Below are 20,598 nucleotides of genomic sequence, written 5' to 3' on the forward strand. Positions count from 1 at the left end.
TCAACAAGATTTTGTGACACTAACAATTTAAGATTTGGGATTTTGGATGAAAATTCAATTCCCAATGCCGATTAACAAGTCCTATTTACCAAGGAACTTAAACATGGCTGATATTAAAGTATACAGTGCAGTTGTTTGTCCTTATGCTCACCGTACCCGCTTGGTACTCCAAGAGAAAGGCATAGACTTCGATTTGATTGAGATTGATTTGCAGAATAAGCCTGAAGGATTTACCAAAGTTTCCCCCTATGGTAAAGTGCCCGCAATAACTCATGGCGATAACCGAGTTTGGGAGTCAGCGGTAATTAACGAATATCTTGATGAGGTATTTCCCAATCCACCATTGTTACCCAGCAACCCCATTGATAGGGCACAGGCTCGTATCTGGATCGATTTTGCTAACACCAGATTCGTTCCCGCTTTTTCTACCCTGCTGCGGAGTTCAGATCCCGAAAAGCAAGAAGAAGCGAAACAGGAACTATATAAACATCTGGAATTCATTGAAAACGAAGGTTTAGCAAAGCTCTCTGGAGAAGGCCCTTACTGGTTTGGTGAATCCATCAGTTTGGTAGATTTTACCTATTTTCCTTGGTTTGAGCGCTGGGCTGCACTAAAGCAGTATCGCGGCTTTGGAATACCAGAGCAATTTACCCGTCTACGCCAGTGGAAACATGCTTTGAAAGAGCGTGAATCTGTGAAAGCGATCGCTCACTCTAAAGAATTCTACATTGAGCGATATGCTAAATTCGCTGCGCCTACTCTTGCTGCTGTTTAAATGTAATTCATAACTATGTAGGACTTACGCACGAGTTACGGGATAACGAACCACAGAGGCGCAGAGGACACGGAGAAATCAGAGTTTGAGAGATATTTTGCGTAAGTCCTACTATGTTTCAAGTGGGAATTCAAACCCCACTTGAAACATAAAATTAAACTCTTTAAAATTACGAATTACGAATTACGAATTACGAATTACGAATTACGACTTTACCGAAGTGAGCCGCACTTTTGAGGTAATGATAAGCCTCTCGTGCTTCATTGAAGGGGAAAACTCGATCGATAATCGGTTTGATTTGATGCTGTTGCATCGCCTGATTCATCGCCTCAAACATTTCCCGACTGCCAACATAAATTCCCTGAACTGTTAAACTCTTAAAAAGTATTGGCATGGGGTCAATTTCATTTCCTCTACCTGACAATACGCCAATCAAACTAATACGTCCCCCAATGCGGACTGCTTGTAGCGATTTTGGCAGAGTACCTGCACCGCCTACCTCAACTACATGATCTACACCTGTGCGATTGGTTAATTGATAAACTTGCTTTTCCCAATCTGGTGTTGCTTTGTAGTTGATTGTCTCATCAGCACCAAGCTGTTTAGCTCGTGCCAATTTCTCATCACTACTAGAAGTAATAATCGCTCTAGCACCATGTATCTTAGCAAACTGGAGAGCAAAAATTGAAACTCCTCCAGTACCGAGTAATAAAACACTATCACCTGCACCAATATTACCTTTTGTTACAAGTGCGTGCCAAGCTGTGACTGCTGCACATGGTAAAGTTGCACCTTCAATGTAAGATAGGTAGTCAGGTAATATTATTAACCCATCTTGGTGTAATAAGACATACTCAGCTAGCATTCCATCGATACCGCCTCCAAGATCGGATTTCATTTTCTCTTTGCTTAAAGAGCCATAAATCCAGTCTTGGAAGAAAATACCAGCGACGCGATCGCCTATTTTCAACCGTGTTACGCCTTCCCCCACCGCCACAACTTCTCCTGCACCGTCAGACATGGGAATTAACGGATATTTCTGTCCAGCACCGTAAGCTCCTTCAATCACAAGCAGATCCCGATAATTTAAGGATGTTGCCTTCACTTGAATCAGAACTTGTCCAGCTGCGGGTTTTGGTTCAGGGCGATCAACTAATGCCAGGGCATCAATCCCAGAGTTGTTTTGAATCTCGTAAGCTTTCATAGATGTCTTTCTTCCAGCTACAACTTTGGTATTGTAGCTAGGGTAAAAAAGAATCTAGAGACGTAGCAAGTGCTACGTCTCTACAAGGGTTCTGCGTAACGCATATTTAATTTCACTAATAGGGTTGCCCTCATCCCCTAACCCCTTCTCCCATATTGGGAGAAGGGGAACTGGACGCTACAGTGAATCTATGAACTGCTGTACTTTTTCTAAAAGTGGCTGATATTCAATTTGCTCTGCTAACTCTTGGGCGTTTTGATAGCACGAGCGCGCCATTTTTTTGCGTTTCGTGGTGGCGTAAACGCTTCCCATATTTAGCAAAGTTGAAATTTCTCCGAGGTTATCGCCGAGTTCTTGATAAATCACAATAGCTTGCTTGTAGAACTTCATTGCTTGGCGATGCTCTGCCAGGGTGCTGTAGGTAAAACCAATGTTGTGAAGGGTTGTTGCCTCACCAGAGCGATCGCTAATTGCTCGACGTGTCAAAAGAACTTGATAGTAGAGCAACAGCGCTTGTTTCGGTTGTCCTAAATCATGATATACAGAAGCAATATTGTTCAAGGTGGTTGCTTCTCCAAGCAAATTCTTGACAGCTCGTTGAATTGGCAGTGCTGCTTGAAAAAATTCTAGCGCTTGCTCAAACTTACCTAAGACATTGTAGGCAAATCCAATACCATTGAGCGTTGTTGCTTCACCAGAAAAGTCACCTAATAATCGCCGCATCCTCAAAATTTGGTGCTGTAGCAACAGTGCCCGTTTTGGTTCTCCTAACCGCGTATAAATTAGTGCGACATCATTAAGAGTAGAAACTTCACTTTGAGTATCTTGCGATCGCCTAAAGATTGGCAGTGCTTTGTCAAAATATTCCAACGCTTGCGAAAAGCGTCCAAGACGGCTGTAGGTAGAACCCAGATTGCTAAGTGCAGTGGCCTCTGCTGGCGTGTTGCCAATTTCAATAGCAACCGAAAGCGCCTGATGAAAGCGCTCTAATGCTCTTTGAGGTTGCCAGCAACTGAGGTGAGCTAAACCGAGGTCGTTTAATGTATAACCTTCTCTGGCTCGGTCTGGAATTGCTCTAGCCAAGTGTAAATTTTTGGTTGCAAGATCGAGAGACTCTTGAAATTTCCCTCGTTGGTAGTAGCGGTTTGCTTCGTCACGACGTTGTTCCCATTCTTTGACTTGATTTAAAGGTTGCGTCATCTGACCTCAGTTGCATTCTGCGATAAGTAGGTAGAACATCTCTTGGGAATGAACCCCTCTTAGGTTTCCCAAATTTTAACCTCGATCTTCTATCTTTAGATATAAGACTTAAACAGACAAGTATGCTATTTTTTCATACTTACAGGAATATTTATGAAGCAATTAATACAAATACTGTAGGGACGCATAGCAGTGCGCCCTCAGATTCGCGATTTATTTCAAAAGTCGGGAATCTTGTTGTTACATCGCTATTTTCAACTCAACCGTAGCCGCAACCACAAGGCCAGTAAAGGCAATGCCAGTTGATAACCTGACTCGGCATTATAAATCAAGCCTTTGTGCTGTAACCCAGTCAGCGCATACTGAAGACTTCCACCCCTGGAAAGTCCTTGTGTTTAGCAGTTAGTTCGCCAATGATTCTGTAGGCTGCGGTTGTGAATCGTTTTGAACCGCCAAATCAAATTAAACAGTAGCAACATTTCTGGGTAGGGGACTGATAGTTTTAAGATTGCAAAATGTAAAGGGAATCATCCAAATCTTGAGGAATATCGGGTCTTAGTAGTAGTCTTGCAGTCTCTATCTCAGGCATGGTATCAGAGTAGAAAAATAAACGCTACTTTAAACAAGCGTGTTTTTTTCCAAACATTAATATAATGCTCTTACTATGAGCATCTACCAATCTCTGAAAAAATCTTATACACCAGATCGTCGGCGTGAGAATGACTGGCGGTTATTTTTGCGTTTGGTGCCCTATGCCCGTCGTAACGGACGGCTACTGGCGCTGTCGATGTGCCTACTCGTACCGATCGCACTAGCTAATGCCGTACAACCTTTCTTGATTGGCCAAGTAATCTCCCTGATTCGTAACGAACCAAGCACTTACGAATTTTTCAGGAATCGTCCCTTCTCACAAGGGCTGAATATCCTAGAGGGATTACTGGTAATTGCGATCGCCATCCAATTGCTGTTGACAGGTTTTCAAGGTTATATAGTCCAAAAGCTAGGGCAACAAATCACCGCAGCAATTCGCCAAGACTTATTTCAGCATGTAACATCTCTAGCAGTGCGCTTTTTTGACCGCACACCCGTAGGTAAATTAATTACCAGAATCACCAGTGATGTAGAAGTGTTAGGCGATGTCTTTTCGACTGGAGCAGTTGGCATCATATCCGATTTGTTTTTAATGCTGGTGACTTTGGGTTTAATGTTTTCCATCCAGTGGCAACTTTCTTGCTTGCTGGTATTGATGCTGTTACCCACTAGCTGGGTAATTGTTTCCATTCAAAAACAGTACCGCAAAGCCAATTACAAAGGGCGAGAAGAACTTTCGATCCTGAATTCACAGCTACAAGAAAATGTGCTTGGTATTAACGTCGTGCAGTTGTTTCGTAGAGAAAAATTTAATGCCGAATTATTTCGTGCTACGAACAGCCACTACACTCAGCAAATGGATAAAACCATCTTTTATGATTCATTTGTTTCAGCAACCTTAGAATGGATTGGACTGATTGCGATCGCAGGTGTTTTGTGTGTGGGTGGTTGGTTGCTGTTGGAAAAAAACTTGACTTTTGGGACTTTATCGACATTTATATTATATGCCCAGCGATTATTTGACCCTTTAAGGGCTTTTGCGGAAAAATTTACAGTAATTCAAGCTGGTTTCACTGCCATTGAACGCGTAGGCGATATATTAGATGAACCGATAGAAATTCGCGATCGCGCCAATGTCCGCTTCTCAATATTTGATGCGAAATTTGGCTACATAGACGAAATCCTGGCAAATCTAGAATCCCCAGACCTCACTTCTCCCCCAGAACTGGGAGAGATTCGCTTCGATCGCGTCTGGTTTGCTTACAAAAATGATGATTACGTAATTAAAGACTTAGATTTCACCATTCATCCTGGTGAAAAAATTGCATTAGTCGGCCCCACCGGTGCGGGTAAAACTTCCATTATTCGTCTTTTGTGCCGCCTCTACGAACCCACCCAAGGACGCATTCTCATAGATGGCGTTGATATTCGGGAAGTACCACAAGCAGAACTGCGGCGTTACATGGCAGTAATTTTACAAGAAGGCTTTTTGTTTGCTGGCGATGTTAAAAGCAACATTTCTTTAGGAGATGGCTACACCATTGAACAGATTCAACAAGCAGCCGAAGAAACCAACATTGCCCAGTTTATAGAAGAATTACCCCAAGGTTATGATACTCAACTTCGAGAACGGGGCACAAATATTTCTAGTGGTCAAAAGCAACTTTTAGCCTTTGCGCGGGCTGCCATTCGCAATCCGCAAATTTTGGTACTAGATGAGGCTACCGCTAGTTTAGATGTTGGCACAGAAGCTTCAGTTCAAGAGGCATTAAACCAGCTTTTGCTCAGACGTACCGCCATTATTATCGCTCACCGCTTGTCTACAATTCGCAATGTAGACCGAATTTTTGTTCTCAAGCGTGGCGAATTAATCGAACAGGGAAGTCACGAGCAACTACTGCAACAAGGAGGGCTTTATGCCACTTTACATAACTTGCAGATGTTGGGAAGTTAGGATATTTTATAATCCCAAGGTGGCATAAGAGAGTTAGGAGTTGAGAGTGAGGAGTTAGGAATAAAGTTAAGAATTAAGATCAAGAGTTACCAATATTAGTTCTACTCTAACTCCAAACTCCAAACTCCAAACTCCTAACTCCTAACTCCTAAAAAAAATCCCCACTCAGGCACTTGCCTGAGTGGGTAATATGAGGTCGAACAAAACAATCTTCCCAAAAGAAGTAGAGGAATTATTTGCTCTCTGTAAAATCAGCGTCAATTACATCGTCGCCGTTACTAGAACTAGAGGAACTGCTACTATCTTGAGGTTCACCACCAGATGTAGCACCAGCACCGGCACTAGCACTAGCACCAGCTTGTTGATAGATGTTGCTACCAACAGCGAATAACGCTTGTTGCAATTCTGGGGTGAGCTTCTTGATTTGCTCATCATCTTCTTTAGCAACTGCTTCCCGCACTTCTTTCACTAAACCTTCGACTTTAGTCTTGTCAGCATCGGGAACTTTATCGCCCAATTCTTGTAACTGCTTTTCAGCTTGGTATGCCAAGGAGTCGGCTTGGTTCTTGCGTTCAATCTTTTCACGCCGCTCTTTATCAGATGAAGCGTTCTGTTCAGCTTCTCTTACCATCCGGTCAACGTCATTTTTATCCAGGGTGGAAGCGCCGGTTATGCTGATGGACTGTTCTTTACCAGTACCTTTGTCCTTAGCGGTGACGTTAAGGATACCGTTAGCGTCAATGTCGAAAACCACTTCAATTTGAGGGACGCCGCGTGGTGCAGGAGGAATACCATCGAGGCGGAAGGTTCCCAAGCTCTTGTTATCGTTAGAGAATTCGCGTTCACCTTGGAGAACGTGAATTTCTACGTTAGTTTGTCCATCTACAGCGGTGGAGAAGACTTCCGATTTCTTGGTAGGAATTGTGGTGTTGCGGGGGATAATTTTGGTCATCACGCCGCCCAATGTTTCCACACCCAAAGATAGAGGTGTCACATCTAACAGCAAGATACCAGTTACATCCCCAGCCAGTACGCCGGCTTGAATGGCAGCACCAACTGCTACGACTTCATCAGGGTTAACGCTTTGGTTGGGGTCTTTACCCAATACCTGCTTCACAATCTGGTGAACTGCGGGAATCCGCGTAGAACCACCAACTAACACTACTTCGTCAATATCGCCTTTGGTTAACTTGGCATCTCGGAGGGCGTTTTCCACAGGAATACGGCAACGGTCGATTAAGTCAGAGCAAAGTTCTTCAAACTGAGCGCGAGTCAGGGTTGTATCCAGGTGCTTCGGCCCATCCTGAGTTGCGGTGATAAATGGTAGGTTAATTTCTGCTTGGGTAACGCTAGAAAGCTCAATTTTGGCTTTTTCTGCGGCTTCCGTCAGACGTTGTAAAGCTTGTTTGTCTTTCCGCAGGTCAATACCTTCGGCTTTCTTGAACTTCTCAGCTAAGAAGTCAACTATTTTTTTGTCAAAGTCGTCACCACCAAGGTGGGTATCACCAGATGTGGCTAGTACTTCAAAAACTCCGTCTCCTACTTCCAGCACGGATACGTCGAAAGTACCACCACCAAGGTCAAATACTAGGATGGTTTCGTTACTCTTCTTGTCAAATCCATAAGCCAGAGAAGCAGCGGTAGGCTCGTTGATAATCCGCAGAACTTCAATCCCGGCAATTTTGCCAGCGTCTTTTGTTGCTTGGCGTTGAGAGTCGTTGAAGTATGCAGGAACGGTGATTACAGCTTGGGTTACGGTTTCACCCAGGTATTTGCTGGCATCTTCAACTAGTTTGCGAAGAACTTTTGCAGAAATTTCTTCAGGAGCAAACGGTTTACCAGCGATTGGACAATCTAATTTGACATTGCCGTTGCTGCTGAGAACTTTGTAAGAAACTTCCGTAGCTTCGTTACTAACTTCATCGTAGCGGCGACCGATAAAGCGTTTGACTGAGTAAAACGTATTTTCGGGGTTCATCACCGCTTGGCGTTTGGCGATTTGGCCAACCAAGTTGTCGCCATTTTTCGCAAATGCGACTACTGATGGCGTTGTCCGAAAACCTTCAGCATTAGCAATTACTGTGGGTTTACCACCTTCCATCACTGCCACGCAGGAGTTCGTTGTTCCTAAGTCAATTCCAACTACTTTTGCCATTTTAGGTGCTGGCTCCGTATAACTACAAATGAATGAATGAGAATATAAAGCACTAAATTTTGAACCAACAGGGTCAATAAATCAGCCAGTTCAGCATGAATACCTTTGATTTGGCTTTCCTGGGGTTAAAACTCCAGACTATGCTGATATATATACTGAAGCTTAGTGGTAGCCAGTCCATGAAGGGTGGTTTCCCGAACCTTGCTTGGGACGGTTAAACTAACTAAATTGTGTTTTTAGTTGGTTCATGGATTAATTTGTCTTCACTCTGTCTAATGTAGAAGAATTAATACTTTCAGTAATTAGGGTGAACCGTAACGTCCGAGTGGTGTTTGCCGTCTTTTAAGGCAATAAACTACAGAAGCAGTGAGGATTGGGCATGGGGCATGAGGTATGGGGAGAAAATAATAACTCAGCACTCAGTAGTTACTCAATCCCAGAAAAAAGAGTTTCCCAGTCAATCACAGGTGGTCTTTGTCCTTGGTTGACTATTTCAAAAATTTTCCTAGAACTACTTGGCTGAAAAAGGCATTCTACACAAGCGTTTGCGACATCAATCCGGCTGGCATCACCCGAAAGTGTATCACCAGTGCCTATGACTACACCGTATTTACCCCCAGTTTTTGCTTTAAGGAGGGTGTTGAGGTCGTATGAGGTATAGGGCCCGTCAATGAGTCGTCCTGGGCGGATAATGGTGTAGGGTAATCCTGAATTAATAATGGACTCTTCGCCTTTTTGTTTGGCATCTAACACGCCAAAACCATTAAGAATACTAAAAGGAAACTGATTTTTACGGAGAATTCCACAAGAAGAGACGAAAACGAATCGCTTCAAATTCTGAGGTGCTGCTGCTACTAGATTGCTGACACCTTCAGCATCGATTTTTGCCGGACTATTTTTTGCTTTTGCTTCACTAGATTTGGGATTAAGGAAAATAATTCCCCATTCAATCAAGTTCGGGGATTGGTCAAACTCCCATCGCGCAGAGGGAAAGGCAGTAGTTCCAGTACAATTGATGATGTGGGTAACACCTGGCATTGCAGCTGGCAGTGTAGCTGGCTGGCGGATATCGCCAACGACAATTTCCACTTTTTGGTTAAACATTTCTTCAGCTTTTGCGGCATTGCGTGTCAGAACGCGAACTTTTAAACCCTTTTCGAGTAACTTACCTACCACTAATTGCCCGACTCCACCTGTAGCACCAGCAACTAGTGCCAAATCTTTAGCTGAATCAAAAGAAGTCATAAAGTGCCCTTGAGATAGTCTATAGTTCACTTGACTTTACTTCAGTGATAATACAAGAGGCAACAAGGAAAGAGGAGCCAACAGTATTGTTAATAAATTGTTAATAAGAAAATTCAGCAGGCAGGAGGCAGATAACGCAGCGTCTCGTAGAAAGCATTAGCAAAGAATTATGAACTTCCTCGCTGGGAAAAAAAATGAATCAAAATCCTGTAACTGCTTCCTTGGAGTTGAATACTTCTCGCCAGTTTACTTCGTGGCTATTCGAGCAAAATCTGAGTCTGGCGTTTACCACCTATCAAGCAGGTAAATTATTTTTCATCGGCTTACAATCTAGCGGCCAACTATCTGTATTTGAGCGCACCTTTGAGCGTTGCATGGGTTTGTATGCCCAAGATAGTAGCTTATATATGAGTTCGCTATATCAACTGTGGCGTTTTGAAAACATCTTACAACCAGGACAAGTTCACAACAACTATGATGCTGTCTATTTGCCCCAGATGAGTTATGTGACTGGAGACTTAGACATCCATGATATCGCCCTGAGTAATTCTCAAGCAAATCATGATCCACAGCACCTAATATTTGTCAATACTTTATTTAGCTGTTTAGCCAAAGTTAGTCAAACCCACAGTTTCATTCCCCTGTGGCAACCGCCGTTTATTAGTAAATTGGCAGCAGAAGACAGGTGTCATCTCAACGGGTTAGCAATACGAGATGGTCAACCTAGATATGTCACTGCTGTGAGTCAGTCGGATGTGGCAGAAGGATGGCGGGACAAGCGAGCTGATGGTGGTTGCGTCATTGATGTGGAAAGTAACGAGATACTCATCAGAGGACTTTCCATGCCCCATTCCCCTCGGTGGTATAAAGACAAGTTGTGGTTACTTAACTCTGGAACAGGAGATTTTGGCTACCTAGACTTGAAACGGGGCAGCTTTGAACCTGTGGCATTTTGTCCAGGATATATGCGTGGTTGTGCATTTCATGGCGACTTTGCGATCGTTGGAGTTTCTCAGCCCAGGCATAATAAGACTTTTAGTGGTTTGCCTCTAGACGAAAAATTATTTCAAAAAAATGCTGAACCTCGCTGTGGGCTACTGGTAATTGACCTGAAAAGCGGTGATATTGTGCATTCCCTACGAATGGAGGGAGTGGTACTGGAATTATACGACGTGGTGGCGCTACCAGGGGTGCGTCGTCCAATGGCGATCGGCTTTAAGAGTGATGAAATTCGACGGATGGTAACGATGGGATGAGAGATGTGAAATTTCATGTTTTTACAGTCGACAAACAACGCAACGAAGGAGAATCAACAACAACGCCGACGGCTTCGATGACCTGATTCTCGGGTCAAGTAATGCCGGTGTGGCAGCCAACGATCCCGTGATTGGGCAGTTATTCTACAACCAAAATGGCAGCGCGGCTGGTTTTGGCAGTGGTGGTTTATTTGCAACTTTAACTGGTGCGCCAACTCTCACAGCATCAGATTTTGTGTTGCAAGCATAGTTTGCCCAAAACGGAGTTCCAAAAAGAACCAGATTAAAGATTTGGCTAATGGCTGTTGACTCTGTAGCTTTCAGGTTGATAAGTGGGAATTTTAGGAAAAGGGCAAACTCCCTAAAACTGAATTAGCACAAGAGCCAGCACTTGAGGTTTTGAGCAAGGAATGAAAATTAGTCAAAAATTAATTTTAGGTATTCTAGGAATGGCTACTGTCTCAGGAATTATTGGTGCGATTAGTGCTAATCAACAATTGAAGATAGCTAAGTATCTTGCTCAACAAGAGGCCGAAGAAGTTGCTGGACTACTGGGATATCTTGTCAGTCATGAGCTTAAAAACCACAAAATGCGATCGCAAGATCGGATGCTAGCTCATCTGCAAGAGCATGTTCAATCGCTACACAAGCAACGTCAGCGCGATCTGGAGATTGTAGACCGTAATAAAATCATTCTGGCAGATGTAGTTACGGAAGATATCGGTACGCGATTAGACCACGATCGCAATAATGAAGTTGGTAAAACTATTCAAGATGGCATACCCAGAACCTATATTGAGTCAAGTTCTGAATACCCAAATGGAATTCAATTGATTGCTGTTGCTTTTAAGACTAGCAACGGTGAAACAATGGGTGCAGTAATTTTGGAATATACACCACTTTATAAAGCAGCGCTAGCGACAGCCCATAAAAATATTGTTGTCACATCGGTTATTAGTTTGGGATGTGGCATCTTTGCATTAGCAGTAGGTTATCTGCTCTCCAGAAGCATCTCAAAACCGATTAGGCAACTCCAGCAAGCTGTGATGAATCTGGCTGAAGGTAAACTGGATACCAGAGTTAATATTCGCTCCCAGGATGAGATTGGCGAGTTAGCTAGCTCGTTCAACAAAATGGCAGACGATCTCCAATATTCTAGAGATGAGTTGGTCAATGCTAACGAACAATTACGAGACGAAATTAGCGAGCGCCTACAGGCAGAAGCAGAACTTCAGCAAGTTCTGAAAGACCTGAAAAAAACCCAAATCCAATTAATTCAATCAGAAAAAATGTCGAGTCTGGGTCAACTAGTAGCAGGAGTTGCCCATGAAATCAACAATCCAGTTAATTTTATCTACGGCAATCTGCAACACACTGATGATTACACTCAACAGTTGCTGCTGTTAATTAAGCTTTATCAAAATCATTATCCCAACCCAGAGCCAGAAATTAAAAATGCTAATGAAGAAGCGGATATTGAGTACCTAACAGAAGATTTGCCTAAAATGTTAACCTCAATGAAGATGGGGGCTAAACGCATTCGGGAAATTGTTCTCAGTCTCCGAATTTTCTCTCGTTTGGATGAAGCTGAGTTTAAAATGGCCAATCTCCATGAAGGAATCGACAGTACTCTGTTAATTTTGCAACACCGTCTGAAGCTACAAAATAATCGCCCTGAAATTAAAGTGATTAAAGAATATGGTGAAATACCTCAAATTCAGTGTTTTGCAGGGCAAATGAATCAGGTATTTATGAACCTCTTGACAAATGCAATCGATGCCTTAGAGGATTGTTTCCAAAAAGAACTTTGTCCAAATCCCATGATTCGCATTTCTTCTGAACAGGTAAATGAAAATGTAATTATTCGGATTGCTGATAATGGGGTAGGAATTCCAGAAAAAATCCAATCGCGTTTATTTGACCCTTTTTTCACCACGAAACCAGTTGGCAAGGGTGCTGGTATGGGCTTATCGATTAGCTATCAGATAATTACTGACAAGCATGGTGGATCTTTGCAATGTATTTCATCACCGGGACAAGGTGCAGAGTTTATAATTACAATCCCAATTCGAGTAGGGAAACCAGCACAATTATTAGTTGGCGATCGCCATATATCGATAACAGGGTAAAGGCGAATCTTTTTCAGCCCCTAAGTGCGTAGGCGTAGCAGCTCAGTAACCGTCGTAGACATCGCAGTTAGAGGGGAATTGCCCCTGAATTGTTCGGTTCTACCACTGTCATCAGTATACAAATAGCTATAACCTCTTAGATAGTAGTGAAATGTCTAACCTAGACGCTGTTAGTCGCTCTTGAATTAAGGGGTGAAAGCCTGTGTACCAATGGATATTGCCAAGCCTGAGCGAAATCTTGGCTGAAAATCAATCAAGTGTGGCAGAATGTTCACCTGCTAAAGCAGAGCAGCAGTGGCGTATCAGCCTCGCAGCGACAGAACATTTGCTATTAAATACTTTAGCAGACCCTTCAGTTGACACAACCCAAGGATTAGTTTTAGCTGCACCAGCACCCTTGTTTAGTCAACCAAAATTGACTCAAAGTCTACAAACAGTAACTTTTACAGCAAAACCATTTAACCCTTTGGCGCTGATGCCGTTTCAGATGCCAGGTGCGATTGTGTCTGTCAATGAAGACATTGCTCCCCATGAATCAGTACTTCCTTTACTACCTGCCGATCCTCTGGGGGCAGAACAGTTTTGCTTAGTTTTTACAGATAAATTTAGATTAGTGCTGGTTTTAGCAACCCACAAAAACGGTAAAAAAACCTTTTCATTTTCTTTTGAGCCAGAGATAGTGCAGCAGGCTTGGCGATCGCTAGGGGCACGGGTAATGCTGGCTAATCCAGAATTTTTCGCCCGCTTGGACGCATTAGTAGAACAGTATTCTCCGGTAGCACCAGACTACCGCATGATGATTCACTTTAGTCAGTTATTGCTTCAAGAATTAATAGAACCAGAAGAGACTAGAGACTCTTTACTAGGGGCTGGGGAAGAAGCAGGGGAGCAGGGGAGCAGAGGAGCAGGGGAGCAAGGGAGAAAAGTTTTCTCCAATCCTCAATGCCCACTTGCCCTGAGAGAAACTGAAGGGATGCCCAATGTCCATTACCCCTTATCCCCAGAGGGAGCCCCACCTTCCCCAAATCCTGATGTAGAATTGCTCCAAGCTTTCGCTCACGAAGTCCGCACACCTTTAACAACTATTCGCACCATGACTCGTCTGCTGTTGAAGCGGCGAGACTTAGATGCTAGCGCGATCAATCGCTTAAAAATTATCGATCACGAGTGTACCGAGCAAATTGATCGCATGGAATTGCTGTTTAAGGCCGCAGAATTGGAAACTACCGCCTCAGCAAAATCGTCAAAAACTCAACTCACGCCGATGTCTTTAGATCAAGTGTTGCAGCAGAGCATTCCCCGTTGGGAACAAGCAGCGCATCGGCGGAACTTAACTTTAAATGTTATTTTACCCCAGCAATTACCGACAGTGGTAAGCAATCCCACCATGCTGGATCAGGTTCTCACTGGTTTGATGGAAAATTTTACTCGCAGCTTACCTGCTGGTAGCCATATTCAAGTACAAGTTATTCCCGCTGGAGATCAACTGAAGTTACAATTATCGCCACAATTCCGGTGCAAAGATTCAAATAAAGCCGCCATACCTGCAACACCACCAATTCGCAAGGCTCTAGGCCAACTGCTGATGTTCCAACCAGAAACAGGTACGATTAGTTTGAATATCGCTGCAACCAAGCATTTGTTTCAGGCGATCGGTGGCAAACTAATTGTGCGCCAGCGTCCACATTATGGGGAAGTGATGACGATTTTCCTGCCTTTAGAAGTTAGCAATAAACAGAAACCGATAGTCACGAATTAAAGATATAGCAATCCTAAATGAGATTGTGAAAATTTTTGTTATGGTCGTCTTTGGTCAATTGTCCTACTAGCGTGTCAAGGCTAAAATGTTGCAATAAATTTTCTTGTGGGGCGGGCATCTTGCCCGCCAATTAGGACGGGCTAGAAGCCCATCCCACAAGAGTTTGCTAATGCACAAATTTAGTCTTGACACGCTACTACCCTGCGGGTACTCCTTCGGAGAACTCGAAGAGTAGCCGCTGGCGTGTCTATGTCATTTGTGACTACAACAGACAAATTACTAATGACATGAAACAAAGTACTTTTCCACGCATCTAATAAATATTTCCACACCCATTGCCAAGGCAGTTTCGTCAAAATCAAACCGGGGATGATGATGGGGATATGCCAAGTCTTTCGCGGGATTAGCAGAACCGAGAAAGAAATAACAACCAGGAACTTCTTCTAAGAAAAATGACATATCTTCAGCAGCCATAGTTTGGCATTCTGGCACAATACCCACAGGAGTTTCTACCACTTCTTCTGCTACGGATCGTACTAGTTCTGCTATTTTAATATCATTAATTACTGGTGGATAAAGTGACCAATATTCTAAGTCATAATTTGCACCATGACTCTGACAAATTCCAGCGATAATTTGCTCGACACGCTGGTTAAAAAAGCCTTTCAAACTAGGATTAAAATACCTGACAGTAGCACTCATTCTCGCTGTATCAGCAATCACATTGCGTTTGGTTCCAGCGTGAAGTTCTCCCACTGTCACTACTGCTGAATCAATGGGATTAACATTTCGAGCGACAATGGTTTGCAAAGCATTGACGATTTGGGCAGCAACAACAACCGAGTCAACAGTTTGATGGGGTAGTGCGCCGTGTCCACCTTTACCCAAAATTGTGCAGTTAAAGCACTCCACTGCTGCCATCAATGCGCCAGCGCGCACACCCACTGTTCCTAAAGGCAAATTATTCCACAAGTGCAAACCAATAATTGCGTCAACATCAGGATTTTTCAGGACTCCAGCTTCAATCATCGGCTTTGCGCCTCCTGGTGATTCTTCCGCTGGCTGAAAGATAATTTTTACAACACCAGAGAAGTCTTGGCGATGCTGGTGGAGATAATAAGCTGTACCTAAAGCGATCGCTGTATGTCCATCATGTCCACAAGCGTGCATCACTCCATCATGCTGCGATTTGTACGGCACTTCGTTGAGTTCTTGGATTGGCAAAGCATCCATATCCGCACGAATCGCTAAAACTTTTGGATTTTGGATTGTTTCTGAAACTTCCCCTTTACCTTTGATGGTGGCCACAATGCCAGTGTGGGCAATGCCAGTTTGATGTTCAATTCCCCATTCTTGTAGCTTTTGTGATACAAACTCAGCAGTCAGTTTTTCTTGAAAACCCAACTCTGGTTGTTGATGCAATCGCCGCCGCCACTCTACTAATTGCGGTTGCAATGAGCGGATCGAAAGTCGGATGCGAGATAGATCGACAGAAGAAGGATTGGGAAAGGTGGAAACCATTATGAAGACAAACTAGTTTAAGTACAGCTAATACCAATTTGAAAAAGAATGCAACACATAACATATAGATAAGATCCCTCGGCAACCCTTTCCGAGGTATCGGGGAAGGTGCGCATCAGCGGATCGTGTCGCAAACATTTTTTGAATTGGTATTACTGAGATTATTTTCCTAGTTTAACGTGACTTGGATGAGTCTTCAGTAACGAGGTACTCAGCACTGAGTGCGGTCAAAGAGCCTCTAGTTAATAGCTGTTAATTTTCTCTCTAGGTCAAATAAAAAGCCGTGGATATACTCTTCAGTCCATTCGGCACCATAGAAGCGTTTAAACATCCCTCGCGCTGGGTCTTTTTCAGCCCTATATCGTAAGTATCGCAGTTGGGCTTGTTCAATGGCTACTAAATTTTGGGAATCTGTTACAGGTTCTGCCTGCTCTACGAAATCGAGATAAGCTTTCAAATAGTCTTTAAAAGCGGCAAACACCTGAGTCTCTACTACAGACGTTTCTTGAGGACGAGTCCAAAGAAAAGCGGGAGAGAAAAAAGGCTGTGCTTCTTCGGGAAAATCTCCTCCCCAAGACAAATGTTGCTGGTGGGCATGGAAAATGGGCAAAATTGGTTCAGTATATTTCGCCTGATATGCTGAATCATCCCGAAATAGGGGCTGCATATCTAAAGCAATTAGATGTCCTCCTGGCAATGTTACCAAATCTGCCCCAAAAAAGGGTAAATCGTAGTTGAGGCGGGGGAAAATCACAAAATTCAGCACTTGCAGCGAATCGCCACCCTGTACGTGAGCTGCCCGAATTTGCCGCAATTTTGAAGTTTGAAAAGCATAACTAGTAGTGACAACTTCTTCCTGATTCTTTCCCTTACCCACAACAGCACTCTTGGACTCAAATCCAGTGGGGATAGGATAGGGCTGTAAATCCAAACGCGATCGCATATAGGCGATCGCATAATCGAGAAATGGTTGATAAAGCGTCACGTTGCTTCGCTCCGAATTCAAAATTAATAATCCCCAATGCCCAATGCCCAATGCCAATTATCTTTTGCCCGCACCGACTGCTAGAGGAACAGCATCTTCAAATAAGAATTCATGGAGAAAGCGTTCTGCCCATTCATGACCAAAGTAACTGCTAAACAAACCAGATGCGGGATCGCGGTCTGCACTATATTGGTCATAGTCTTTTTGGGCTTTGACAATCCGCTGAATATCTTCAGGGTCTTGGAGTGGTTTGGCATCTGCTAACATTTGCCAATACAAGTTTAAATAATCCTGAAAAGCTTCAAAGACTCGTGTTGCCACTGTTTCCGGGTCGGTTTTGGCAAACAATAGATATTTAGAAAAATACTGGTTGGCATCGTAAAACTTCATTTCTAAGTTTTGCGCCAAATCCGGGTATTTGTCATGGAGAGATTTTAGCGGAAATATATATTTTTTTTGATAATCTTCATCCTGAAATAAAGGCTGAAAATCAAGCACAATCAGGTTTTTGACTTTCCCAAAGGATAAAAAATCAATCCCTAACAGAGGTAAATCGTAGTGATGGCTGGGATAAATCACGCTGTTAAAAATTTGAGCGCTTTCCCCAGCATCAATGTAGGTATAGCGAATTTTCCGCAACTCTTGACATTGGTGACACCAACTGCGAATAGTTGCTGGGTTTCTGCCGCGATCGCTAACTTTGAATTCCAAACTAGGGGGAATGACCCTACTTTGTAAATCAAACCGCTGAAATAGCTCTTTTTCTAAAAATTCCAGGAAAGGCTTATACATGGAGCATGATTTGTTAACCCTTGCATGAAAATAAGTTATGGCGATCGTGCACGTCTCATTTATGAGAAACAAAGCAACATTCCTTAATGGGGCATTGGTCATTTGTCATTGGTCATTTGTCATTTGGTAAAGTACTTCTCTTGTTTCCCTATCCCCTATCCCCTATCCCCTATCCCCTATCCCCTATTCCCTATCCCCTATCCCCTATTCCCCACTAACGCCTAGCATGGTTGTGACCGATCATTTGCTCCAAGACTTCTTGGGAAACACAGCGACGCTCGGAACAATAAGTCATTAAGTTGATTCCGTTCATCATTCGTACTGTACTGACTCTGACACGAAAATCATCCGTAACAAACCAACAACGTTCCTGACCTTGATTGTTGTCATAGTCAGTATCAATCGTCAGCACTCCATCATCAGCAAACCGATATCGGCTCACAACCGGAATACTCTCAACATAGCCTTGGTTGCGAATCAGTTTTCCAGAACGCCTCGTTTCGTCGGGAACATCAACCAAAATCGCAGCATTATCGGCATTCGGTAGCCTGGTATCTAGGTTAGCTTGCCATGCAAAGCTAGCACCGCCTGTTGCTTTACTAGGATCTATCCCTTGGGCTTTACAAACTTCCTGGACTTTCGGATCGTCCTTTTCCATGACTTTTATAATCAAATTTGACTCCCCCGACTCATCCGCCGCCGAGTCAAAATGATGAACGGCGCGTTCCGTAAACCACGTACCTTCACTTTTACGGAAGAAGTCGATCATTGTCAAAGGCGGTATTATATGCATCTGTTTTGAAACCTCGTTTTATCAAATTTTGGCGTTATTAATACTGAGTGATGAGATGAAGTCCCGATTTAGCTAAAGTGTAGAATAACTCCAAAAGTGATATTTTAATCAGCTGATGACAAATAGTGAAATTCAACTTATTACTAGCGAAGGCCCCAGTCCAACTCCAGAAATCTTAACAGCCCTCAAAAAAGGAATCCCTGTGGATTCGGTAGAGTTGTACCAATTCAATCTAAAGGAAGTCGATTTCCGACAAGCTAACTTGAGTAAAGCCAAGCTATTAGGAGCCGATCTCAGTGAGGTGGTATTAAGTAATGTCGATTTGAGTGGGGCAGATTTGCGAGGCGCTAATCTGAAAGGAGCCGATTTGAGTGGGGCTAATTTGCAGGGAGCCTATTTAAACCGTGCCGATCTCCAACAAGCAAATCTGAGTGGTGCAAATTTGGAGGGAGCCAAACTCCAAGTAGCGCGTTATGATTCACAAACGAAATGGCCCGAAGAATATAACTACAAAGCTTCGGGAGCGGTAGGGCCGGGTGCTAATCTCAATGGTGCTTTTTTGAATACAGCTTCTTTACGAAATGCAGACTTACAAGGTGCTAATCTGCGTGGAGCCTACCTGAGTGGCGCTGACTTGACAGGAGCCAATTTGCAAGGTGCTTCTTTGAGTGGTGCCGATCTGACAAAAGCTTATTTGACAGGGGCTTGCTTACGGAATGCTCGATTGACAGGAGCCGATTTGCGGGATACAGACCTGCGAGCAACCGATCTCAGTGATGCAGAGATGGAGCATCTTCAAAGTATTGCTGGGGCAGATTTTACTCTTGCTCAAGGACTCACAGGAGCAACTAAAGCTATGCTTTCCAGTCGTCCACATTCAGAACTCGATGTTTGGAACGCCTATACCCGCACAACAACTCGTGAAAGTTTGAGTGCTTGACCAAGACAGTGCTGAGTAACGTTAGCGGTAGCGGGGCGTTTAGCCCGTGCTGAGTTATGAGTAGGAATTAAAAAGTAATTTATAGGCACTCATCAATAGACTTCTTGCAAAAGTCGGGGTAAAGGGGAAGGGGAAAAGGGGAAAAAAACTCAAAATCCTTTCCCTTTAACCTTTTCCCTTTTCCCTAAGAGTGCAAAAATATATTTTTGCAAGAGGTCTACTTTTAACTCAGCACTTTTCATAATGATTGCCAGTTCTTTTTTAGAAGCGCTAAAAATGTCGCGTATCCTTCGGAAAAACCGGGCGGATCTGGTAGAAAATATTGGGGAAATTCTTTATACGATCGCCAAGGTTCCGAAGCATGATGCCGCAAATGTAAGGCACATTCTGAGGAACCTGGTAGTCGCCAAGTCATTTGACCAGCTTGTATATCAGTCACAAATGCCTCCTCATCTAGAAAAAGTTGATCTTTTATTCCAGATTTTGGCAGAGTAACCGGATATTTTGGTCAAATTTAAGGTAAAATAAAAAATTTACTACTTATTTAATAAGTTTTCTCACAATATTGCATTGCGGACAAACCCACGCGGCTATTGTGGCAACAGGTCTTCTAAAGCAGCTCCAACAACTCGGTGATCCTCATCCTGTCTGAGTTGGTTCAGGGCTGCTTTGGCTTCCGGCTCATCAAATCGTTTGAGAGCATAGCTAACTCGCACGCGCATCCGCCAAGATTCATTATTCACCAACGTTAGTATTTGGGATAATGCCGCAGCATGTTGACTAGAATTAGCTAGTAAGCCAAGTGCATCAACAGAAGATTCCCGAACAGTGAAATCTTCATCTTTTAAACCCTGAATGCAGATATCAAATAGTTCTTCAGGGCAATCCATTTCAGCGATCGCAGCCAAAATGCTCCGTCTAACTAGCCAGTGGTCATCCTGATAATATGCCAAAACTAGATGAGAAACTGCGACTCTACCAAATAGCGATAAAGAATTTGCCGCCTCCGCCCGCACGTTGGGGGTATCATCAAATTTCATAATTTGCATCAAAGCTGCAAAAGATTCCGCTGATTGTTGATTACCCAAACCCCTGGCCACAAAAGAACGCACCAAAAATTCTGAGTCATGAAGTTTACTGGTGAGCAGAGGAACTGCAACTTCTGATTCATAATCATTGAGGGCAGCGATCGCCTTCAAACGATAGTGAAAATCTGGGTTCTTTAGTTCTGCTTGGATTTTATGGATTTCCATAAGTGCATTTGGTACAGCTATTCTTTACTTTATTTTACAGATGTCA

General features: G+C 43.3%; 17 protein-coding genes and 1 pseudogene. 7 read left to right on the forward strand and 11 right to left on the reverse strand.

Annotated elements, in window-relative coordinates; genetic code table 11:
- The first annotated feature begins 103 nt into the window (after window positions 1–103).
- Window positions 104–775 (forward strand): glutathione S-transferase family protein, encoded by a 672-nt coding sequence (locus ACM0OX_RS12485; protein WP_335233340.1) that lies wholly within the window; start codon window positions 104–106, stop codon window positions 773–775.
- Window positions 776–965: 190 nt separating this feature from the next.
- Here ACM0OX_RS12485 and ACM0OX_RS12490 read toward each other — a convergent pair whose 3' ends face one another.
- The 3 genes and pseudogenes from ACM0OX_RS12490 to ACM0OX_RS12500 all read right to left on the reverse strand — a co-directional run.
- Window positions 966–1,979, reverse strand: coding sequence for a zinc-dependent alcohol dehydrogenase family protein (locus ACM0OX_RS12490; protein ID WP_414515166.1), 1,014 nt, complete (start codon window positions 1,977–1,979; stop codon window positions 966–968).
- Window positions 1,980–2,156: 177 nt separating this feature from the next.
- Window positions 2,157–3,179 carry a tetratricopeptide repeat protein gene (locus ACM0OX_RS12495; protein WP_414515168.1) on the reverse strand — a complete coding sequence of 341 codons (1,023 nt, stop codon included), beginning with the start codon at window positions 3,177–3,179 and terminating at the stop codon, window positions 2,157–2,159.
- Window positions 3,180–3,433: 254 nt separating this feature from the next.
- Window positions 3,434–3,568: pseudogene (locus tag ACM0OX_RS12500) on the reverse strand (ATP-binding protein); the annotation flags it as partial.
- Between the two features lie 275 nt (window positions 3,569–3,843).
- Between ACM0OX_RS12500 and ACM0OX_RS12505 the strand changes: the two are divergent.
- Window positions 3,844–5,724: an ABC transporter ATP-binding protein gene (locus ACM0OX_RS12505; RefSeq protein ID WP_414515170.1), complete on the forward strand. Its 1,881-nt coding sequence runs from the start codon at window positions 3,844–3,846 to the stop codon at window positions 5,722–5,724.
- Between the two features lie 232 nt (window positions 5,725–5,956).
- Here ACM0OX_RS12505 and dnaK read toward each other — a convergent pair whose 3' ends face one another.
- The gene (gene dnaK / locus ACM0OX_RS12510) at window positions 5,957–7,879 is read right to left on the reverse strand and encodes a molecular chaperone DnaK (RefSeq protein WP_335188392.1); all 1,923 of its coding nucleotides are present in this window, start codon (window positions 7,877–7,879) and stop codon (window positions 5,957–5,959) included.
- A 426-nt stretch (window positions 7,880–8,305) separates the two neighbouring features.
- Complete coding sequence (locus ACM0OX_RS12515) at window positions 8,306–9,124, reverse strand: SDR family oxidoreductase (RefSeq protein ID WP_414515173.1); 819 nt, start codon at window positions 9,122–9,124, stop codon at window positions 8,306–8,308.
- Between the two features lie 194 nt (window positions 9,125–9,318).
- Between ACM0OX_RS12515 and ACM0OX_RS12520 the strand changes: the two genes are divergently transcribed.
- The 4 genes from ACM0OX_RS12520 (at window position 9,319) to ACM0OX_RS12535 (ending at window position 14,268) form a co-directional block, all read left to right on the forward strand.
- A complete protein-coding gene (locus ACM0OX_RS12520; RefSeq protein ID WP_414515174.1) occupies window positions 9,319–10,380 on the forward strand; it encodes a TIGR03032 family protein in 1,062 nt (353 codons plus the stop codon).
- Window positions 10,381–10,489: 109 nt separating this feature from the next.
- Entirely contained in the window at window positions 10,490–10,630 is a 141-nt protein-coding gene (locus tag ACM0OX_RS12525; RefSeq protein ID WP_414515175.1) for a hypothetical protein, read from the forward strand.
- A gap of 160 nt (window positions 10,631–10,790) precedes the next feature.
- Window positions 10,791–12,509 (forward strand): ATP-binding protein, encoded by a 1,719-nt coding sequence (locus ACM0OX_RS12530; RefSeq protein WP_414515177.1) that lies wholly within the window; start codon window positions 10,791–10,793, stop codon window positions 12,507–12,509.
- A gap of 202 nt (window positions 12,510–12,711) precedes the next feature.
- The gene (locus ACM0OX_RS12535) at window positions 12,712–14,268 is read left to right on the forward strand and encodes a sensor histidine kinase (RefSeq protein WP_414515178.1); all 1,557 of its coding nucleotides are present in this window, start codon (window positions 12,712–12,714) and stop codon (window positions 14,266–14,268) included.
- A gap of 279 nt (window positions 14,269–14,547) precedes the next feature.
- Here the strand turns inward: ACM0OX_RS12535 and ACM0OX_RS12540 are convergent, their stop codons facing one another.
- The 4 genes from ACM0OX_RS12540 to ACM0OX_RS12555 form a co-directional block, all read right to left on the reverse strand.
- Window positions 14,548–15,789 carry a M20 family metallopeptidase gene (locus tag ACM0OX_RS12540; RefSeq protein ID WP_414515179.1) on the reverse strand — a complete coding sequence of 414 codons (1,242 nt, stop codon included), beginning with the start codon at window positions 15,787–15,789 and terminating at the stop codon, window positions 14,548–14,550.
- Window positions 15,790–16,027: 238 nt separating this feature from the next.
- Complete coding sequence (locus ACM0OX_RS12545; RefSeq protein ID WP_414515180.1) at window positions 16,028–16,774, reverse strand: phycoerythrobilin:ferredoxin oxidoreductase; 747 nt, start codon at window positions 16,772–16,774, stop codon at window positions 16,028–16,030.
- Between the two features lie 57 nt (window positions 16,775–16,831).
- Entirely contained in the window at window positions 16,832–17,566 is a 735-nt protein-coding gene (locus tag ACM0OX_RS12550; protein ID WP_414515181.1) for a 15,16-dihydrobiliverdin:ferredoxin oxidoreductase, read from the reverse strand.
- 214 nt (window positions 17,567–17,780) lie between these two features.
- Window positions 17,781–18,359, reverse strand: a complete 579-nt coding sequence (locus tag ACM0OX_RS12555) for a phycobiliprotein lyase (protein ID WP_414515183.1) — start codon at window positions 18,357–18,359, stop codon at window positions 17,781–17,783.
- A 115-nt stretch (window positions 18,360–18,474) separates the two neighbouring features.
- Between ACM0OX_RS12555 and ACM0OX_RS12560 the strand changes: the two genes are divergently transcribed.
- Window positions 18,475–19,299: a pentapeptide repeat-containing protein gene (locus ACM0OX_RS12560; protein ID WP_414515185.1), complete on the forward strand. Its 825-nt coding sequence runs from the start codon at window positions 18,475–18,477 to the stop codon at window positions 19,297–19,299.
- A 238-nt stretch (window positions 19,300–19,537) separates the two neighbouring features.
- On the opposite strand, the gene ACM0OX_RS12565 is transcribed toward ACM0OX_RS12560, so the two are convergent.
- On the reverse strand, window positions 19,538–19,738 hold the full coding sequence (locus ACM0OX_RS12565) for a hypothetical protein (RefSeq protein WP_414515186.1): 201 nt from the start codon (window positions 19,736–19,738) through the stop codon (window positions 19,538–19,540).
- 151 nt (window positions 19,739–19,889) lie between these two features.
- Window positions 19,890–20,552, reverse strand: coding sequence for a HEAT repeat domain-containing protein (locus tag ACM0OX_RS12570; RefSeq protein ID WP_414515188.1), 663 nt, complete (start codon window positions 20,550–20,552; stop codon window positions 19,890–19,892).
- Window positions 20,553–20,598: the final 46 nt, after the last annotated feature.

The sequence above is a fragment of the Nostoc sp. PCC 9305 genome, assembly GCF_963920915.1.
Taxonomy (GTDB): Bacteria; Cyanobacteriota; Cyanobacteriia; order Cyanobacteriales; family Nostocaceae; genus Nostoc.